This is a genomic window from Amycolatopsis sp. NPDC049688, assembly GCF_040674975.1.
Taxonomy (GTDB): domain Bacteria; phylum Actinomycetota; class Actinomycetes; order Mycobacteriales; family Pseudonocardiaceae; genus Amycolatopsis.
This window is the reverse complement of the sequence record NZ_JBFANY010000013.1, coordinates 137,952-154,346: the sequence shown is the minus strand read 5'-3', so window position 1 is coordinate 154,346 and position 16,395 is coordinate 137,952. Positions and strand designations below refer to the sequence as shown.

Sequence of the window (16,395 nt, the reverse complement as noted above, 5' to 3'; positions counted from 1 at the left end):
AGTGATTCTCCAGCGTACATTACTTTAGGGTGTAAGGAGTCGGCAAGGTGGTCGTCTTCGCGGGTCAGGGCGACGCCCGGCGGTCCATGGAGCTGCTGTGGGGGCCGCCCGTGGTGGCGCCTCGCACCGGCCCGGGGCCCAAGCCGGGCCTGTCGGTGGAGGCGATCGTCGCGGCGGCGATCGAGATCGCGGACGCCGAGGGCATGGCGGCGCTGTCGATGCGGTCGGTGGGCGAGCGCCTCGGCCGGACGGCGATGGCGCTCTACACGTACGTGCCGGGCAAGACCGAGCTGGTCGACCTGATGTACGACCGGACCCTGGCCGAGCTGCCTTCCTCGTATCCGGCGCCGGATTGGCGGGCGGCTGCTCTGTCGCTGGCCGGGGCGCTGTGGGACCTGCACCTGCGGCACCCCTGGCTGCTGCAGGTCTCGCCGGCGCGGCCGGTGCTCGGGCCGGGGGAGTTCCACGTGCAGGAGACGCTGCTGTCCGTCCTGGCGGAGACGGGGCTGCCGTTGTCGCGCGTCCGGTGGGTGGTGGCGGCGTTGTTCAACATCGTGCGCGGCTCGGTCCAGGCGGCCGCGGAGTCCCGGCAGGCCGCGACCGAGACCGGGCAGTCCGAAGAGGACTGGTGGTCCGCGCGGTCGGCGTTGCTGGGCGAGCTGGCACCGGACCTGACCGCCCGCTTCCCGACGGTGGCCCGCCTCGGCGAGGAGGGTGCTTTCGAGCCGTCCGACGAGCCCTACCTGGAGCGGGAGGCGCGGCTGTCGTTCGAGGCGGGCTTGGAGCTGCTGCTGGACGGCGTCGAAGCGGCGATCGTCAAGGCTTCCGGGCCTCGATGAGGAACCTCGTCGTGCGGGCGGCGAACGGGCCGTCGCGCTCGATCTTCTCGTGCAGCTCCCGCAGCTTGTCCCGGTACTGGTCGACCGTGAAGCCCGGGACCATCCAGATCACCTTGCGCAGGAAGTAGACCACCGCGCCGATGTCGGAGAACTCGGTGCGCAGCGACTCGAAGCGCAGGTCGGTCACTTCCAGGCCCGCCGCTTCGGCTTCCCGCACGGCCCGGTCGGGGTGACGGCTGTTGCGCGCTTCTTCGGGTTGCGGGCCGAGGAAGAACTCGATCAGCTCGAACACGCTCGCCGGGCCGACCTGCTGGGAGAAGTACGTCCCGCCCGGCTGCAGCACGCGGGCGATCTCGCGCCAGTCTGTCGTCACGGGGTGGCGGCTGGCGACCAGGTCGAACACGTTGTCGCGGAAGGGGAAACCCGCGGTGGCCACGATGTCGGCCCCGCGCGGCCGGAGCCGGGCCGCCGCCCGGGCGATGTTGGGCGGCCACGACTCGGTCGCGACCATCAGCGGCGGCAGCGACGGGCAGCCGTCGAGGACTTCGCCGCCGCCGGTTTCCAGGTCGAGTGCGGCTTCGACCCGGGCGAGCTGCGCGCCCAGCAGCCGCTGGTAGCCCCACGACGGGCGGGCTTCGGTGGCGCGGCCGTCCAGCCAGGAGAAGTCCCAGCCGTCGACGGACACGGCTTCGGCCTCGGCGACCAGCTCGTCGAACCGCGATTTCCGCACCGGCGGCGGGGGCACCGGCTTGGCCAGCGTCACCGAGGCGAACGCCACCACGACCGGGCCACGCCGGGTCTCCACCGTGCACGTCGTTTCGTCGCGGGCGGTCAGGTTCCCGAGCGCGTCGGTGAAGCCGCCCTCGATGCGGTAGCGGACCACGACCCGCGTGCCGAGCGGCAGCTCCCGCAGCAGCTTCACAGGCGCGCGCTGAGCTCGGCGTCCGACGGCTCGACCAGGAACGACCCGTCCTCCCAGACGATGGTCGGGATCCGGCGGCCGCCGTCCTGCAGCTCGCGGACCCGCTGTTCGGCGGCCGCGTCCGCTTCGACGTCCACATAGGAGTATTCGACGCCTTCGCGGTCGAGCAGCGCGCGGCTGCGCTTGACGTCCGGGCACCAGCTCGCGCCGTACACCGTCAGCTTCACGAAACTACCTCCGTAACCGGGGTTTCCACCGGGGCGTGCCCCAACTCTGCCAGCCAGCCGCGGAACACCCGGTGCAGGGCCTCCGCGCCGACGACCTCGCCGGGGAACGCGAACTCGCGCGGGTGCACGACGAACCCGCGCTGCTGTGGCCCGCCCAGCCCGCCGTGCGAGCCCACGTGCGTCTCGAACGGCGACGCCTGGTCGGATTCCGGGTCGTAGCGGCTGTTGATCATCACGTCCGCGCAGTGCGGGAAGGTGTCGACCCGCCGGATCAGGCCGGCGGCGTGCGGGCCGTACGGCACCAGCGGGTCCTCCCCGACGACGATCCCCGTCGCCAGCCGGTGCAGGCCGTCGCGGCCCAGCACCACCGGGCCGAACTCGCGGCTGCGGACCAGCAGGAACCCGACGCCCGGGTGGTCCACCAGCGACGGCAGCAGGTCGGGGTGCTCGCGCTCGATCGTCTCCAGCTCGACCCGGCCTTCGTGCTCGGTGAACGACACCATCGCGAGGTGCCCCGACACGACCACCACCACGCCGGGCGCCACGCGGGTGACCGCGCCGGGCGAGCCGGACGTCGTGCGCGGCCGGTCGCCGGCGCACTCCGCGTTCTCCACGCGGGCGCGCAGCCGGCGCGCGATCAGGCCGCCGCTCTTCGTCGCCTCCGCCAGGGCCGCGTTGATCTGCCAGCTCTCGGCCTGCCGCCGTTTGCCCGCCGTCGGCGACGGCGTGCCGCCGCACAGGCGTCCGACGTACGCCTCGATCGTCTCGCCGAACCGCTGCGAGAACGCCTGGCCCTGGGTCTGGCCGTGGTCCGACAGCGCGACGACGTGGTAGCGGCGGGGAGCCAGCCGGCTCGCGCGGTGCAGGCGCGCGATCTGCTGGTCGATCGAGCGCAGCACCGACAGCGTGTCGAACCGTTCGATGCCGGAGTGGTGCGCGACCTCGTCGTAGCCGAGGAAGTCCGCGTAGACGACCGGCCGCCCGGCCAGCATGTCGCCGAGGATCGCTGACACGACGACGTCCCGCGCGATCACCGTCGTGCCCGGCCGGGCCAGGGGGTACCAGCCGCCGCGCGGGACCCGCGGCACGACGCCGGCGCGGCGCTGGCGCACCGACGCGCTGATCTCGCGGAAGACGTCGACGAGGGCGACGACGAACGTGCGCAGCGCGTTGACCGGGTTCGCGAAGTAGGCGTAGTAGCCCGCGCCGAGCCGGTCGCGGTGCCGGCGCAGCAGCTTCTTCGGCACCAGCACCGGGATCGAGCTCATGGTGAGGCTGACGTGGCCGGCGTCGCCCGAGAACAGGTTGCCGCGGCTCGCGCCGTCACCGGACAGCAGCCCGCGCCCGTCCGAGTGCCGCCGCTCGATCTCGGCCGCGTCGGTCGGGTGGGCGCACGCCATCACGTGGTCGCGGTCCTTTTCGTACCAGCGGAAACCGAGGATGTCGTGGTTGGAGCCGTGCAGGATGCCGCAGACGCTCGCGCCGGTCTGCGAGCTCCAGTCGGTGTGCCAGCGGGTCAGCGCGTGACTGCCCTCGGCGAGCCACGCGGCGAACGTCGGCATGTCGCCGTCGCGCACCGCACGGCGGACGGTGTCGAAACCGAGGCCGTCGATCTGCAGGAACAGCACCCCGGGCGGCTGGTCGGCGGCTCCGGCGGCGGGGGTGTGGCGACGATGCCGGCGGTGGCGGCGGGCGGCGCGCCGGAAGAAGATCTCGTCCTCGTCGATGGCGAGCAGGCTGGAGATGAGCACCCCGACCGCGGCCATGCCGAGCGTGACGAGCACGGCGCTGCGGAAGTCGGCGATTTCGACACCGGGCACCGAGCGGAACACGGCCAGGGTGCCCGCGCCGATCAGCAGGAAGCCGGACAGGCCGAAGGTGAAGAACGCCAGCGGGTAGGCGATCCGCATGACCAGCGGCCAGCCGACGGCGGCGAGCAGGCCGAGCAGCAGCGCGCACACCGTCGGCTGCCACCAGTGCGTCATCCGGAACCCGGGCAGGAGCACGTCGAGCAGGCGCAGGGCGCCGGTCACCGCGATCCACACCAGCAGCGCGCGGGCCACGGCCCGGCCGCCGCGCAGGAGCCTGCCCTTCGGCGCGGTGGTCGTCACACCCGCTCCCTGGTCCGGCGCCGCCACCGGGCGAGCACGTTCGCCAGGACGGTGACCAGCAGGACCAGCACCGTCGCCAGCAGGGTCGCGACGAGCGGCGAGTCGAAGATGCCGCCGCTGACGATGCCGAGCACGGCGTACGCGCACGCCCAGAGCACGCACGCGCCGAGCGCGGCGGGCAGCAGGCGCCGCCACGGGTAGCTCAGCGCGGCCGCCGCGAGCAGCACCGGGATGCGCCCGGCCGGGACGAGCCTGCCGATCACGACGAGCTGCCAGCCGCGCCGGGCGAACTGGTCGCGGGCCTTCTCGAGCCGTTCGGCGGGCTGGCGGCGGCTGATCCAGCGGAACGCGGCTTCGCTGCCCAGGCGCGGGATCCCGAACGTCACGACGTCGCCGAGGTAGGCGCCGAGCGTGGCGAGGACGATCACCAGCGGCAGGGACAGGTGGCCGGTGGTGGTGGCGACGGCGGCCGCGGCGCCGACGACCGCGCCGGTGGGCACGATCGGCACGATCGAGCCGAGCAGCACGCCGCCGAACACCGCCGGGTACCCGACGGCGGCCGGGTCCGTCCAGTTCACGGGCGGTCCGTCGGCGCGGGCAGCACGACGTCGGCGCCGGGCTGGGTGAACAGCACTTCGGTACGGCCTTTCGCTTCGGCGGCGAAGACGCGCGGTGGGTCGGCCAGTAGCCGCCGCATCCGCGCGGTGCGCCGGACGCCGGGGAGGGCGAGAGTGCCCCAGTGCACGGGGACGGCCGCCCGGGCTTGGACCAGCGTGGCGGCCTGGGCGGCGCGGGCGGGGTCGAGGTGGCCGGGGCCGAGGTTCGGGCCCCAGCCCCAGACGGGCAGCAGGGCGACGTCGACCGGGCCGAGGTCGCGCATGCCGTCGAAGAGGTCGGTGTCGCCCGCGTGGTAGACCTTCTTGCGGTCGCCCTCGATGAGGTGCCCGAGCGCGGGACTCTGCGGCCCGTGGGTCAGGCGCGGCCCCCAGCGGTGCCCGGAGTGGACGGCTTCGGTGGCGGTGACGGTCAGGCCGCCGTCGGTGATTGTCTCCCCGGGCGCGATCTCCTCGACGTTTCGGAAGCCCTTCCTGGCGAGCCAGGAACCCGCCCCGCGGGGGACGACGATCCGGGTGCCGGTGCCGAGCAGCTTGAGTGACGGCAGGTGCAGGTGGTCGCCGTGCAGGTGCGAAAGCAGGACGAGGTCGGCACCGGCGTAGCTCGAAGGTGGTGGCGGCGGCACGACCCGGACGAGCCCGCCGACCCGCGCGGTGAGCACCGGATCGGTCAGCACGACCCGGCCACCGAGTTCCAGGCGGACGGTCGAATGGCCGAGGAATCGCAGGCTGAAGCCGCTCACGCCCCGAGTATCACCTCCTCCGGCGGCGAACGCCCGGCGGAGTGGCCAGAGCAACGCCGTTCAGCGACCCCGGAGGGTCGGTTCGCGTGATTGAAGGGTCGACATGCGTGATTGAAGGGCCGACATGCGTGATTGAAGGGTCGACTCGCGTGATTGAAGGGTCGACACGGCGGTGGGGTGGGCCGTGCGGTGTGTCGACCTCTCAATCACGTGTGTCGACCTCCGGATCACGCGTGTCGACCTTTCGATCACGCGGGTCGGGTCAGTGGCCTGCGGGGAGCAGGGCCGAGATGCGCAGGGAGGAGGTGCCGATGCCGGTGGGGCCGCCGAAGGCTGGGGCCGGGGTCGGGTGGTAGTTCAGGTCCGGCTCGGTGTAGCGGGCCGAGTTCTCGTGCCAGTGCACCGTTCCGGCCATCCAGTCGCGCAGCTCCTGGACGAACCCGAGCAGCAGCTCCTCGGTGGCGTCGTCGCGGTACAGGGCCGGCAGCTCGGTCGCCGCCGCGTGGTCGAACTCCGCCAGGCGGGCGTGGAGCAGGTCCGTCACCACCTCGGAGGCGCGCTCCGCGGTGCAGTCCAGGAAGTTGCGCACCACCAGCACCGCGTTGTGCAGCTCGCCTTCGTACTGGATCTCCTTGCGGTAGGAGTACAGGTCGTTGGCCAGGCACACCACGTCCGCCGCCGCGTTCTCGAGCGTCTGCACCGGGCGCGTTCGCTGCAACGCCGGCGGTATCGCGTGGCCGCGCGAGAGGCTCATCGTGAGGTCCGCGCCGAACGTCCGGCGCCGCATCCCGACGTAGTCGATCGGGTCCGGGATGCGGTTCTGGGCCTGGTTCGCCAGCTCCCAGAGCCAGCTCGACGTCATCGTCTCGACCGCCCGGCGCACGGCGGGCCGGCTTTCTGCCGTGGTCCGCGGCCAGAGGTCGGCCAGACCGGCCTCCAGCGCCGACGCCGGGGCCGGCATCGGCAGGCCGTCCATCGGCATGAAGGCCGACAGACGGCGGTTGGCCGCCTTCGCGCCGGCGAGGTCGCGGGTCGCGCCGAACACCAGCGGGTAGTAGTCGTCGGCGTAGGTGCGCCAGGTCAGCCAGTCGCTCGTGACGTCGAGAGTGTCGGCCGTCGCGTCCGGGAGGATGCCCGCCGCGCACAGGGGCAGGTCGGCGGCGCGCAGTTTCCGCTCGTCCCACACCACGCCGTCGAGGAAACCCTGCTGCCGCGCCCAGTCGACGTTGCGGGCGCGGGCCGCGGACAGGTGCGGGCTGAGCCGCAGGGGGAACGGCACCTCGACCGACGGCCGCGGGACGTCGGCCGCGCGGAACGGCGTGGAGCCGTACGCCCGCAGCCGTTGCGGAGCGGTGGCGAGCACCGACGAGAAGATGCGGGCCGCGGAGGTGCCGAAGCCGTCGTGGCCGGCCAGCGCGCCTTCGTTCATGTACCGGCTGGACCGCAGGTGCCATTCGTGGCCGCCCGCCTGCCAGTCCTGCAGGCCCTTGACGTAGGCGAACGTCGCCGCCCGCTCGGCCGCGCCGACGCAGTGCTCGTCGAACAGAGCGGGCACCTCGGTGAGCGCCGTGTGCTCGAACTGGTGCAGGCGCGAGGTGATCAGGTCGTTGACCGCGTCGGCCGCCTGCTGCGTGCTCAGCCCGAGGAACTTCTCGAACACGAGCACGCCGTTGGACAGCTCGCCCTCGTCCTGCACCTCGCGCTGGTAGGAGAACAGGTCGTTGCGGAGGTGGACGCTGTCGGCGAAGCAGTCGCGCAGCACCTCCATCGGCCGGGACGCGGCGATCGCGTCCGGCACCTCGGCGTGCACCGAGTGCTCGACCAGGTTCGCCGACCACGGCGCGCCGCCGACCTTCCGCCGCATCTCGACGTACTCGATCGGGTTGGCCAGCCGGCCCTCGTTGATGTTGGCCAGTTCCCACAGGGACTCGTCCAGCAGCGCCTTCGTGCTGGCGGCGAACCGGCGCCGCCAGCCGGCCGACCGGTGCGGGACCGTCCGCTGCCACAGGTCGGCGAGGCCGCGCTCGACCGGATTCTCCGGCGCCGCGGTGATGTCGCCTTCGGCGGGCATGAACAACTCGAGCCGGTCGAGGTAGGTGCGGGCGCTTTCGATGTCGCCGGTGCGCTTGTAGAGCTCCAGGAAGTGGTCGTCGAAGTAGAAGACCCAGACGTACCAGTCGGTGATCAGGTCGAGCTCTTCGGCGCCCGCGTCCGGGTGGGTGTACGCGCAGAGCAGCGCGTAGTCGTGGGAGTCGAGGTCGTGCTCGGTCCAGATCACCGTGCCGTGCTGCGGCACGTCGATCATGTCGAGGTCGCGCGCCCACGCCTTGCTGTGCGCGCGGGCCCGATCCAGGTGCGGGTTCAGGCGCGCCGGGTAGGGCAGGTAGAACTCGGGGAGGACGAACGGCTGCTCGGGCACTCCGCGAGGCAACCAGCCGGCCGCGGTGTCCGCCAAGAGGAACAGCCGCGAAGCACACGAACGGGACGAGCGCTTCCCCCGGCCGGCCCAGCGGTGGCCGGCCCCGATCGGCACGCGGTGGCGGGCCGTCGCACGATGGTGGGTGTCCCCCGAACGAGGAGAGCCGATGACCGACGAGAACCGGGTGGTCGACAACCCGGACGAAGACCGCTACGAGCTGTGGGCGGGGGAGAAGCTGGCCGGGATCGCGCAGTACGACCGGCGCGGGGACCTCACGGTGTTCACCCACACCGAGATCGACGACGCGTTCTCCGGGCAGGGCCTGGGCAAGGTCCTGGCGGCGGGCGCGCTCGACGACGTCGTCGCCCAGGGGCGGACGATCGTGCCGGTCTGCCCGTTCATCGCCGGGTACCTGAAGAAGAACCCGGGCTACGAGGACCACGTCCGCTGGCCGCGGGAGTAGGCCGGAAGCCCTACCGGCGCTGGGCCGTCCGGGTGATCTGAGCGTTATGTCCGGTTCCCTTGGTTATTAACCAACCTTCGTCGGTAGTGCGTTGGTTGCCCGGCAACGAAAGTGTCGGCACCGGCTTCGAACGCCCACCCTGGAGGAAGTTGATGACTCCCCGGAAGACCGCCCTCAAGACCCTCGCCGTCTTGTCGGCCGCCGCGCTGACCAGCGGCGTTTGCGCCTCGGCGGCCACTGCGTCCCCGCTGGCCCTCGCCGCACTGCAGGCCCACGCGATCACCAGTGCCACCCAGGTGGCGAACGCGCTCGGCGCTGCGTCCGGCGGCGTTTACCTCGAAAACGGCAAGGCCGTGGTGAACGTCGTCGACGACGCCGCCCTCCAGCGGGTGGAGGCCGCCGGCCTGACCGCGAAGAAGGTCAAGCACACCTTCGCCGCGCTCACCGGGGTCAAGAACGAGCTGGACGCGGTGAAGAACGTGCCGCAGACCGCGTGGGGCATCGACACGAAGACCAACCAGGTCGTGGTGAAGGTGTACGACGCGGCCAGCAAGGAGACCGCGGACAAGGTCACCGCGGCCGCCGCGAAGTACGGCGACAGCGTCCGCGTCGAGCACCGCACCGGCAAGCTGTCGCTGTACATCGCCGACGGCGACGCGATCCAGAACAGCCAGGGCCGCTGCTCGCTCGGCTTCAACGTCACGCGCGGCGGTTCGCCGTTCCTGCTCACCGCGGGCCACTGCACCAACCTCGGTGGCACCTGGTCCGGCGGGGACGTCTCGGGCGCGCAGGTCGTCGAAAGCGACTGCCCCGGCGCCGACTCCGGCCTGCTGACCCGCCCGAACGGCACCGGGCCCGGCGAGATCAACACCGGGCAGCCGATCACGAGCGCGGCCGCGCCGACCGTCGGCGAGCAGATCGAGAAGCAGGGCTCGACCACCGGCGGTGGCAGCGGCGAGGTCACCTCGGTCGACGAGTCGGTCAACTTCGACGTCGGCGTGCTCAACCACGAGTTCGGCACCACCGCGCACACCGACCACGGCGACTCCGGCGGCCCGGCCTACGACGGCTCCACCGGCCTGGGCACGCTGTCCGGCGGCGACACCGTGACCAGCTACTTCTACCCGCTCACCCTCGAGCTGCAGGCCTACGGCCTCGAGCTCGCCTGAGCCGGGACGAGGGCCCGCTCACCGCCGTCGGGGGAGGTGAGCGGGCCCTCGCCCGTCACGCTTCGAGCCGCCGCGCGCGGTAGACGGCGTCGGTGTGGTGGCCTTCGCCGCGCGTCTCGCACGTCTCGACCAGCCACTGCCATGCGTCGCCGAGGTAGCCGGTGATCTCCTCGGGTTCGAAGTAGAGCTCCTCCGGCGGCTTCTGGCCGTCGAACTGCCGCATCGCCTTCGGCGAGTGCCCGACGACCAGCAGCGAACCGCCCGGCCGGATGGCCGCCGCGGCCGCGGTGAACACCTTGCGGCGCAGGTCCGGCGGCAGGTGCATGTACTGCGCCGAAACCAGGTCGTACTGTGCTTCCGGCTGCCATTCGAGGATGTTGCGGTGCAGCCAGTTGACTGCCACCCCCGCCTCGGCGGCGGCTTCCGCCGCGCGGGCGAGCGCGGTGGTCGAGATGTCGACACCGTCGACCGTCCAGCCCCGCTTCGCGAGCCAGATCGCGTCGCCGCCCTCGCCGCTGCCGAGGTCGAGGGCGTGCCCGGGGTTCAGCCCCTCGACCTCGATGCGCAGGTTGACGTTGACGTTCCCGCTCCAGATCCGGTGCTCGTCACGCTGGTACATCGCTTCCCAGAAGTCCTGCTTGAGCATGGCGTCGACGGTCATCGGGTGGTCGTGGGGCATGGTTCCTCCTCGGGGACGTCCTCCGAGCATGCGGCCGACGTCCCCGAGAAGGCAAACTACGTTGCCGGAATGGCAACTAACTCCCGTACACCTGGAGCTCGTACAGCGAGTAGCCGTACGACGTGCCGCGCGCGACGCCGTTCATCCGGACGTACCGCCCGGTGCCCGAGAGGCCGGTGAGGTCGTCCGTGCCGCCGTTGCCGGTCGTGGTGCTGTAGATCGTCGTCCAGGTCGTGCCGTCGGCCGAGGTCTGGATGCTGTACGCCTTGCCGTACGCGGCCTCCCAGGTCAGCTTGATGTGGGTGACGGACTTGTTCGCGCCGAGGTCGACGCGCAGCCACTCGGCGTTGCTGCCTTCCTTGGACGCCCAGCGCGTGCTGGTCAGGTTGCCGTCGAAGGCCGCGCTCGCCGGGTACGACGACGATTCGGTGGAGGAGGCGGTCGCGGTCTTTCCTTGTGACAGCAGGGTTTCCGGGCCGCCGGTGCCGGTCACCGTGACGCCCAGCGACACCGTCCTGGCTCCGCCGGTGATGGTGATCGTCGCCGAGCCGGGTGACGCGGTCGCGGCGGCGCTGACGGTGACGGCCGAGGTGCCGCCGGCCGGGACCGACGCGGGGGAGAAGGAGACGGTCACGCCCGCCGGGGCGCCGCTCGCGGAGAGCGTGACGGCGTCGGTGGAGGTCACGGTGGCCGTCGCCGACGCACCCGGCGCGACCGAAACCGACGACGGCGTCACGCTGAGACCGCTCGGAGTGCCCGCCGCGGTGAACGTCCAGCGGGCCTGGGTTCCGGAGCAGCTGCCCGCGGTGAGCGTGGTGCCCGAAGCGCGGAAGCACTTCTTGCTCGTCTGGATGTCGGAGATGGTGCCGTCGGGGTTGATCGACCACTGCTGGGCCGGGCCGCCGGTGCAGGTCTGCAGCACGATCGAGCTGCCGGAGATGCCCGCGCACTTGTCGTCGATCACGAGGAACGCGCCGTGGAAGGTGAACCGCTGGTCGGCGCCGCCGGTGCAGGCGGCCACCTTCAGCGTGGTGCCGCTGCCCGGGGCGGCCAGGCAGGTGCCGGTGGAGTTGTTGCGGTACTGGCCGACGGTGGTGTTCGGCTTCGCGCCGCCCCAGCACTCGCCGGTGCTGGTGTTGAAGATCGGCGTGGCGTCGTAGGGTTCGTCGGACGGCGGGTCGACGACGACCGGCTCCATGACCGGCGTGTTGTCGGGGTTGTAGTGCGTGAGCGCGTCTTCGCAGTCGATCGCGTCGAAGGCGCTGCCGCCCTTGCCGCCGAGCCAGAGGTCGATGTGGCGCAGGCCGGGCCCGCCGTTCGGGCCGTGGCTGTTCCAGTCGTCGGAACACTCGTCGCAGCCGTCCTCCATGATGAAGTACTTCTTCACCCGCGGCACCCAGACCTTGGTGCCGGGCTTGAGTTCGTCGCTGCTGGTGGCGAAGGTGATCGGGTCGGCGTAGCTGCCCTTGCCGCCGGCTGTGCCGTGGATCTGCGGGTAGGAGATGTCCCCGCCGGGCGGGGTGTTGTCCCACCAGCCGTAGAAGGTGAGGAAGGTCGGCTGGGTGGTGGCCGCGCTCGCCGGGCCGGCGCCGGTGAGCGCCGCGGCGAACGCGAGGAACAGGGTCACGACGAGCACGAGCGCGCGCCGGGTCATGCTGCCTCCGGAAGGGGTGGGCGGACGATGACTGCGGCGTCCGTCCAGGTTCGCGGGGCGGGGGCCACGCCGTCAAGACTTATTCGTAAAGTTTCCTAACGAACAGGGGGACGTGTCCCGCTGCGCGGGAATTCTCGGTGCGCAAGCGCTTTCCTCCGCCAGGATGGGCGGCATGAGCGAACAGCGGGAAATCGTGGTGACCGGGGGCGGCACGGGCATCGGGCTGGCGATTGCCGCCCGGTTCACGGCGGCGGGCGAGCGGGTCACCGTCACCGGCCGCCGCAAGGACGTCCTCGAAGCGGCGGCGGAGAAGATCGGCGCGCGGGCGGTGGCCTTCGACGCGAGCGACCCGGCGGCCGTGCAGGCGGCACTGGCCGAGCTGCCCGGGCGCGTCGACGTCCTGGTCAACAACGCCGGCGGCAACACCGACCGGGTCCGGGAGGCACCCGCCCCCGGCGACCTGGCGGGCCTCGCCGACGCGTGGCGGGCGAACTTCGACGCCAACGTCATCTCCGCCGTGCTCGTCACCGCGGCGCTGAAGCCGCGCTTCGCGGACAACGTGCGTGTCGTGACGCTCGGCTCCATCGCGGCGAAGCAGGGTTCCGGCTCGTACGGCGCGGCCAAGGCGGCGATCGAGGCGTGGAACACCGACCTCGCGCGCCAGCTCGGCCCGGCCGGGGGGACGGCGAACGTCGTGGCGCCCGGCGTCGTCCTCGACACGGAGTTCTTCCACGGCACGCTGACCGACGAATGGCTGGAATCCCGGATCTCCGTGGCGTTCAACCGGCGCGCCGGCCGCCCGGAGGAGGTCGCGGACGCGGTCCGGTTCCTCGCCGAGCCGGGTGCCGGGCACCTCACCGGCCAGGTCGTCGCCGTGAACGGCGGCGCGTACGGCGCCCGCTAGGCCATCCGGGTCGAAGGGGCGGCGCAGTGCCGCGGTCGTCTCCAAGGTGGAAGTGTCCAGACCACCGGAAGAGAGAGTGTGATCCGCCGTGACGGCAGCACCCGCAACCCCGGCCCTCCCGACGACCCGACCGGCCGGCTGCCCGTTCGACCCGCCCGAGGACTACGCCACCCGCCGGGAAACCGCGCCGACGTCGACGGTGCGGTGCCCGGCGGGGATGGACGCGCACCTGGTGACGCGCTACGCCGACGTCCGCGCGGTGCTCGCCGACCGCACGATGAGCTCGCGCGGCGCGTCGTCGGTGCACGTGAACCCGGACGCCGACCTCGACGAGGAGGTCAGCCCCGGCTCGATCATCCAGCTCGACGGCGCCGCGCACTCGCGGCTGCGGAAGAAGGTGATCGCCGAGTTCACCGTGCGGCGCGTCGAAGCGATGCGCGCGTACGTCCGTGACCTGGTGGAAAGCCACCTCGACGCGATGCTCGCGAAGCCGGGCCGGGCGGATCTGGTGGCGGACTTCGCGTTGCCGATCCCGTCGCTGGTGATCTGCGAACTGCTCGGCGTCCCGTACGCGGACCGGTCCCGGTTCCAGACGCAGAGCACGACGCTGGTCAGCACCGACGCCACGCGCGAGGAGAACCAGCGGGCCTACGACGAGCTTTCCGGGTACCTGGCGGAATTGTTCACCGGCAAACAGCGGAATCCGCAGGAGGATCTGTTCAGCAGGCTGATTTCCCGCGGTGCCGGCGACCCGCTGACGATGGAGGAGCTGGTCGTGCTCGGCCTCAGCCTGCTGGTGGCCGGCCACGAGACGACGGCGAACATGATCGCGCTGAGCACCCTGGTGCTGCTGGAGCACCCCGAGGGGCGGGACGCCGTGCTCGCGGCGCCGGAGCGGGCTGTCGAAGAGCTGCTGCGGTACCTGTCGGTGGTGCAGTTCGGGGTGCTGCGGTACGCGACCGCGGACACCCGGGTCGGGACGCGGGAGGTGCGCGCCGGGGAGTGGCTCGTGGCGGCGCTGAATTCGGCCAACCGCGACGAGGAGGTGTTCCCGCGCGCGGACGAGCTCGACTTCGGCCGCGAGTCGCCGCGGACGCACGTGGCGTTCGGGTTCGGGGCGCACCAGTGCATCGGGCAGCAGCTGGCGCGGGTGGAGCTGCAGGAGGCGTTGACGCGCCTGTTCCGGCGGGTGCCGGGGCTGCGGCTGGCGGTACCCCGGGAGACGTTGGTGTACAAGCACAACACGCTGGTGTACGGGGTCCGGGAGCTGCCCGTGGCCTGGGGTTAATGTGAGCCGGTGAGCATCGCACGCCGGCTCTGGGCGGCCGTGGAACCGTTGCACGCCGTCGTCTACTTCGCGCCCGAGACGGCCGAAGCGGCGAAGGCCGTCGGCTTGCGCGGCTACTGGATGGGGTACTTCACGGGACGGCTGGCTCCGCTCGGCCCGATCGGCCCCGGGCCGGCGACGGCGGTGCTGTTCGGCTTCGCGCCGGGCATGGTGGCGCGGGCCCTGCCGGACGCGTGGACGTTCGCCTCGCCCGAGGACGTCGTCGCGTCTCGCCTGGCGGCGGTGTCGGCGGCGCTGCGGCGGGTGCTGGGCGACGGGCACGAGGATCTGGTCACCCTCCTGGAGCGGGCGGCGGGCGCGTGCCGGTTCGACGGCCGCCCGCTGGCCGCGGCCTGGGCGGCGGTGCCGGAGCCCGCGGACCCGCTCGCCCGGCTGTGGCTGGCGGCGACGGTCCTGCGTGAGCACCGCGGCGACGGGCACGTCCTCGCCGCGGTCCACGCCGGCCTCGGCGGCCTGGAGACCACCCTCACCCACATCGGTGACGGAGTGATCGGGCAAGCGGACATCGAACCCCATCGTGGCTGGTCGGCCGAGGACTGGACGGCCGCAGCCGGGCGCCTACGCGCCCGCGGGCTCCTCGACGCCGGCGGCCGCCTGACGGAGTCCGGAACGGCGGTGCGCCGTCGCCTCGAGGAGGACACGGACCGCCTGGCGGCGGCGCCGGTGGAGGCCCTGGGCGGCGAGCTCGACCGCCTGCTGGAGCTGGCGGAGCCGCTCAGCCGGGCCGTGATCGACGTGGGTCTGGTGCCGGTGCCGAACCCGATGGGGGTCTCCCGCCCGTAGCCGTCGATTCCGGGCGCTCCCGTTCGACGCAGGGGTGACCACGGGAGGTTCCATGACGTTGCTCGAAGGCAAGAACGCGATCGTCTACGGCGGGGGCGGGCGGATCGGCGCGGCGGTGGCCACCGCGTTCGCCGGGGAAGGCGCGCGGGTGTTCCTCGCCGGCCGCACGCGCGGGCGCCTGGACGAGGTGGCCGCCCGCATCCGCGCCACCGGCGGCCTGGCCGAGACGGCGGAGGTCGACGCCCTCGACGAACGGGCGGTGGACGAGCACGCCGGCGCGGTCGCCGCCGAGGGTGGTGTCGACGTCTCGGTCAACCTCATCGCCCACGGCGACGTCCAGGGCACGCCGCTGGTGGAGATGGCGCTCGCGGACTACGAGCGTCCGGTGCTGACGGCGGTGCGCACCCAGTTCCTGACCGCCCGCGCGGCGGCCCGCCACATGATCGGCCGGCGGTCCGGGGCGATCCTGTTCTTCGGCGGCGCGGCCGACCCGGTCCGCGAGTTCGCGGTCGGCGGGCTGCAGGTGGCGTTCCACGCGCTCGAGGCGATGCGCCGCCAGCTGGCGGCCGAGCTGGGCCCGCACGGGATCCGCACGGTGACGCTCCGGACGGGCGGGGTGCCGGAGACGCTGCCTCCGGACTTCCCGGGCCGCGCGGAGCTGGAGGAGAACATCGCGGGCAAGACGATGCTGGGCCGCGCGGCCACGCTGGCGGACGTGGGCGCGGTGGCGGCGTTCGTGGCTTCGGACCGCGCCCGCACGATGACGGCGGCGACGGTGAACATCAGCTGCGGCGCACTGGTCGACTGACGCGGCCGGCGCCCCAATGTGGCGTTGGGGTGCGCTGGACGCACCGAACGCCACATTGGGGCGCATGGGTGGGTCCCTCGCGTCGCTCGGCTGCGCAGCGGCGGTGGCCGAGGCGTGCGGGGGCGGGGGAGCGTTACCGCGAGCCCTCGCGCTGCTCGACCACCAGCCGCTGGTGCCGCGCCGCCCGGACGCGGTCGCCGCACGTCGTCGAGCACCAGCGGCGGCGGGCGTGCTCGCGCAGGAAGTACCGCACGCACCCGTGCGCCTCGCACGGCCGCACCAAAAGCCCGAGTTCCCCGCTCACCACATCGATCGCGTCGCGCGCCAAAGCCGCCAATGCCGCGTCGAAACTCCCCGGCCGGGTGCTGCGCCACGACCGCACCGGCCCTTCGCCCCACGTCAGCTGCGGGGCCGCCGCGTCCGCGCGGGCCGCCGCGTTCACCGACTCCACCGCGTCCGGCGCCGGTACCCGGCCCTCCGCCAACGCTCCCAGCAGCTCGCGGACCGCCGTGCGCAGGTCCGTCAAGCGACCCAGCTCCGCCTCCGCCACCCCCAGCCACGCGGCCGCCGACTCGGGGGTGGCCAGGTCGTCCACCTGCCCGCCCGCCGTCAGCCGCCACGTGTTGACCAGCGCCAATGCCGGCGATCGGTCCTCGCCCGGTGCCGCTGTGACCACCTTCGCCTCCCGGAATCCGGTCTCCAGTGTCCCCGA

At 72.6% G+C, this 16,395-nt stretch carries 16 protein-coding genes and 1 pseudogene; 7 read left to right on the top strand and 10 right to left on the bottom strand.

Translation table 11 applies throughout. The annotated features are described in order from the left end of the window. The first annotated feature begins 47 nt into the window (after positions 1–47). Positions 48–839, top strand: coding sequence for a TetR/AcrR family transcriptional regulator C-terminal domain-containing protein (locus AB0J55_RS33110; RefSeq protein ID WP_364257473.1), 792 nt, complete (start codon positions 48–50; stop codon positions 837–839). Here the strand turns inward: AB0J55_RS33110 and AB0J55_RS33105 are convergent. The 7 genes and pseudogenes from AB0J55_RS33105 to AB0J55_RS33075 form a co-directional block, all read right to left on the bottom strand. Next, a complete protein-coding gene (locus AB0J55_RS33105) occupies positions 817–1,569 on the bottom strand; it encodes a methyltransferase domain-containing protein (protein WP_364257743.1) in 753 nt (250 codons plus the stop codon). The genes AB0J55_RS33110 and AB0J55_RS33105 overlap by 23 nt on opposite strands. Then, positions 1,558–1,761: pseudogene (locus AB0J55_RS33100) on the bottom strand (ferrous iron transport protein A); the annotation flags it as partial. The pseudogene AB0J55_RS33100 and the gene AB0J55_RS33105, both read right to left, overlap by 12 nt. Continuing rightward, on the bottom strand, positions 1,758–1,988 hold the full coding sequence (locus AB0J55_RS33095) for a glutaredoxin domain-containing protein (protein WP_364257470.1): 231 nt from the start codon (positions 1,986–1,988) through the stop codon (positions 1,758–1,760). The gene AB0J55_RS33095 and the pseudogene AB0J55_RS33100, both read right to left, overlap by 4 nt. Further along, positions 1,985–4,099 (bottom strand): phage holin family protein, encoded by a 2,115-nt coding sequence (locus AB0J55_RS33090; RefSeq protein ID WP_364257467.1) that lies wholly within the window; start codon positions 4,097–4,099, stop codon positions 1,985–1,987. The genes AB0J55_RS33095 and AB0J55_RS33090 overlap by 4 nt, the downstream gene beginning before the upstream one ends. Beyond that, positions 4,096–4,677 (bottom strand): VTT domain-containing protein, encoded by a 582-nt coding sequence (locus tag AB0J55_RS33085; protein WP_364257464.1) that lies wholly within the window; start codon positions 4,675–4,677, stop codon positions 4,096–4,098. Before AB0J55_RS33085 ends, AB0J55_RS33090 begins: the two co-directional genes overlap by 4 nt. Continuing rightward, positions 4,674–5,456 carry an MBL fold metallo-hydrolase gene (locus tag AB0J55_RS33080; protein ID WP_364257461.1) on the bottom strand — a complete coding sequence of 261 codons (783 nt, stop codon included), beginning with the start codon at positions 5,454–5,456 and terminating at the stop codon, positions 4,674–4,676. The genes AB0J55_RS33085 and AB0J55_RS33080 overlap by 4 nt, the downstream gene beginning before the upstream one ends. Before the next feature lie 262 nt (positions 5,457–5,718). Beyond that, entirely contained in the window at positions 5,719–7,875 is a 2,157-nt protein-coding gene (locus tag AB0J55_RS33075; RefSeq protein WP_364257458.1) for a germacradienol/geosmin synthase, read from the bottom strand. Between the two features lie 166 nt (positions 7,876–8,041). Between AB0J55_RS33075 and AB0J55_RS33070 the strand changes: the two genes are divergently transcribed. Together AB0J55_RS33070 and AB0J55_RS33065 are read left to right on the top strand one after the other, a co-directional pair. Continuing rightward, positions 8,042–8,338: a GNAT family N-acetyltransferase gene (locus AB0J55_RS33070; RefSeq protein WP_364257455.1), complete on the top strand. Its 297-nt coding sequence runs from the start codon at positions 8,042–8,044 to the stop codon at positions 8,336–8,338. A gap of 152 nt (positions 8,339–8,490) precedes the next feature. Continuing rightward, entirely contained in the window at positions 8,491–9,507 is a 1,017-nt protein-coding gene (locus AB0J55_RS33065; RefSeq protein ID WP_364257452.1) for a S1 family peptidase, read from the top strand. 55 nt (positions 9,508–9,562) lie between these two features. On the opposite strand, the gene AB0J55_RS33060 is transcribed toward AB0J55_RS33065, so the two are convergent. After that, on the bottom strand, positions 9,563–10,186 hold the full coding sequence (locus AB0J55_RS33060) for a class I SAM-dependent methyltransferase (protein WP_364257449.1): 624 nt from the start codon (positions 10,184–10,186) through the stop codon (positions 9,563–9,565). A gap of 76 nt (positions 10,187–10,262) precedes the next feature. Next, positions 10,263–11,840: a discoidin domain-containing protein gene (locus AB0J55_RS33055; RefSeq protein ID WP_364257446.1), complete on the bottom strand. Its 1,578-nt coding sequence runs from the start codon at positions 11,838–11,840 to the stop codon at positions 10,263–10,265. A 172-nt stretch (positions 11,841–12,012) separates the two neighbouring features. On the opposite strand from AB0J55_RS33055, the gene AB0J55_RS33050 reads away from it, so the two are divergent. The 4 genes from AB0J55_RS33050 (at position 12,013) to AB0J55_RS33035 (ending at position 15,683) form a co-directional block, all read left to right on the top strand. Further along, the gene (locus AB0J55_RS33050; protein WP_364257443.1) at positions 12,013–12,744 is read left to right on the top strand and encodes an SDR family oxidoreductase; all 732 of its coding nucleotides are present in this window, start codon (positions 12,013–12,015) and stop codon (positions 12,742–12,744) included. Positions 12,745–12,832: 88 nt separating this feature from the next. Next, complete coding sequence (locus tag AB0J55_RS33045; RefSeq protein ID WP_364257441.1) at positions 12,833–14,032, top strand: cytochrome P450; 1,200 nt, start codon at positions 12,833–12,835, stop codon at positions 14,030–14,032. 9 nt (positions 14,033–14,041) lie between these two features. Continuing rightward, positions 14,042–14,875, top strand: a complete 834-nt coding sequence (locus tag AB0J55_RS33040; RefSeq protein WP_364257438.1) for a hypothetical protein — start codon at positions 14,042–14,044, stop codon at positions 14,873–14,875. 52 nt (positions 14,876–14,927) lie between these two features. Continuing rightward, positions 14,928–15,683, top strand: a complete 756-nt coding sequence (locus AB0J55_RS33035; RefSeq protein WP_364257435.1) for an SDR family oxidoreductase — start codon at positions 14,928–14,930, stop codon at positions 15,681–15,683. A 133-nt stretch (positions 15,684–15,816) separates the two neighbouring features. Here AB0J55_RS33035 and AB0J55_RS33030 read toward each other — a convergent pair whose 3' ends face one another. Further along, the gene (locus tag AB0J55_RS33030; protein ID WP_364257432.1) at positions 15,817–16,359 is read right to left on the bottom strand and encodes a CGNR zinc finger domain-containing protein; all 543 of its coding nucleotides are present in this window, start codon (positions 16,357–16,359) and stop codon (positions 15,817–15,819) included. Positions 16,360–16,395 lie beyond the last annotated feature (36 nt).